Source organism: Candidatus Desulfolinea nitratireducens (assembly GCF_982879505.1).
In genome coordinates, this window is sequence record NZ_CEYOSI010000091.1 from 1 (window position 1) to 2307 (window position 2307).

1 protein-coding gene and 1 tRNA gene are annotated in these 2307 nt (G+C 49.2%); both read left to right on the plus strand.

The window, feature by feature from the left end; translation table 11 throughout:
• Positions 1–105: 105 nt before the first annotated feature.
• A complete protein-coding gene (locus AC3DOM_RS09530) occupies positions 106–2139 on the plus strand; it encodes a thioredoxin domain-containing protein (RefSeq protein WP_487918811.1) in 2034 nt (677 codons plus the stop codon).
• Positions 2140–2185: 46 nt separating this feature from the next.
• A tRNA-Met gene (locus tag AC3DOM_RS09535) sits at positions 2186–2265 on the plus strand.
• Positions 2266–2307: the final 42 nt, after the last annotated feature.

A 2307-nucleotide genomic window follows, 5' to 3' on the forward strand; every position in this document is an offset into this window, starting at 1 on the left:
CTAGAACTTACATCATTGAAGATCGCTCTAAGGATTTGGTAAAAATTCCCAACAGATTGCTTTATAATTAGACAAATAATGTCCATAAATCACAGGTATTAAAATATGAATCTCCTCTCAAAATCCGCTTCTCCCTACCTTCTTCAACATGCCGAGAACCCGGTCCACTGGCATGAATGGAACGATGAATCCATCTCCAAAGCCAAAGCCGAAGATAAACCCATCTTTCTCTCAATCGGCTATGCTGCTTGCCACTGGTGCCATGTGATGGCGCACGAGTCCTTCGAAGATGAAGAGACTGCCGCGATCATGAACAAATATTTCATCAACATCAAAGTAGATCGAGAAGAGCGTCCAGATATTGACAGCATTTACATGAAGGCCGTGGTCGCCTTGACCCAGCAAGGCGGCTGGCCCATGTCCGTTTTTCTGACACCCGATCTAAAACCCTTCTATGGTGGCACTTACTTCCCGCCCGAGCCGCGCTACCAGATGCCTTCCTTCCAGCAGGTGCTAAATGGAGTTGCTGCGTCTTGGCACGATGACCGTGCCCAAATCGACAGCGTTGGCGACCAGCTTACACGCCAGATCCAGACCGAAGCAGGAATGACTAGTAATCAAAAAAGTATCGCGCCCGAACAGGTCCAAACTGCCCGGGAACGACTGACGGAGGTCTATGACTGGCAAGACGGTGGCTGGGGGGCTGCGCCTAAATTCCCACAGGCAATGACCATCGATTTCCTGCTACGTGATACTGAAGCCCATGCGGAAAAATCCCCCGCCCTGCACGCCCTCGACGCCATGGCACGCGGCGGCATCTACGATGTGGTCGGCGGCGGCTTTGCTCGCTACAGCACTGATGCCAAATGGTTTCTCCCGCATTTTGAAAAGATGGCTTACGATAATGCCCTGCTCGCCCGCGCCTACCTGCACGCTTGGCAGATCACAGGCAAACCCCATTACCGCCAGATCTGCGAAGAAACACTTTCCTTTTTTTCGCGTGAAATGCGCGATGAACAAGGCGGATTTTATTCATCACTTGATGCCGACTCCGAAGGTGTTGAAGGCAAATTTTACGTTTGGACAAAAGAAGAGCTTGTAAGCGTCCTGAAAGATGACTATACGCTATTTGAAGCAGCGTATGGGATCACCCCACAAGGAAATTGGGAAGGGAAAATCGTATTGCAACGCACACTGGATGATAAAACCCTTGCCGCCCGCTTCGCGCTTGCACCAGAAGAGATTCCCATAAAATTAGCACAATGCCATCAAGAATTATTGGTCGTACGAGACAAACGCATCCGCCCCGGCACAGACGACAAAGTCCTGACCGAATGGAATGGCTTGATGTTGATCGCCTATGCTGAGGCCGCCCGCGTACTCGATAATGGACACTACCTGGACATCGCGCAGAAGAATGCAAACTTCCTGCTCACAGCCCTGCGCCCAGACGGAGAACTGCGCCGCGCATGGCGCAAAGGTAGAGTTGGCAGCGAAGTTTTCCTTGCCGACTACGCCGCCTTGATCCTCGGCTTGCTTGAGCTTTACCAAACGGATTTCGATAATCGTTGGTTTGTGGCAGCACAAGAACTCGCAGATGAGATGATCGGGAAGTTCAGCGACCCGGAAGGTGGTTTTTTCGACACCACGAACGAAGCAGCAAAAAAGAGTGATTTACCCATCCGTCCGAAAGAATTGCAGGATAACGCTATTCCGTCAGGGAATGCTCTAGCAGTTGAAGCCTTGCTCAAGCTGGATGCTTTCACGGGGAATGCTGATTATCGCCAACGAGCAGAAGAATCGCTAGGGCTAGTGAGCGAATTCGTAACCATGTATCCAAGCTCCTTTGCCCAATGGTTATCAGGCACAGATTTTGCATTTCAGCAAATCAAGCAGATTGCTATTATTGGAGACCTTGATAGCGATGGAACACAGGCACTTATTGAAGAAACACGGTTAAAATATCGACCAAATACAGTCATAGCAGCAACACCACATCCTATCCCCGAAGAAGCGCCGGCTTTATTAAATAACAGAACACTCAAAAACGATCTTCCAACAGCTTATGTATGCGAAGGCTTCGCTTGCAAATTTCCAGTAAATACTTTAGAAGAGTTACGTGGACAGTTAGATCATTAGAAGTTGAACTCAATAGACGATTTTCTATTTTACAGCATCAACACCCGGGGATCATAAGTTTATGTGCACGACAGATAGATCGTCGGGCTCATAACCCGGAGGTCGCAGGTTCGAGTCCTGCCCCCGCTATAAAAAGGCACCCAATCGGGTGCTTTTTCCTTTAATATC

What these genes read in the sequence shown, in the direction of transcription:
- AC3DOM_RS09530 (WP_487918811.1), top strand. Translation starts at nt 106, where the DNA reads ATGAATCTCCTCTCAAAATCCGCTTCTCCCTACCTTCTTCAACATGCC.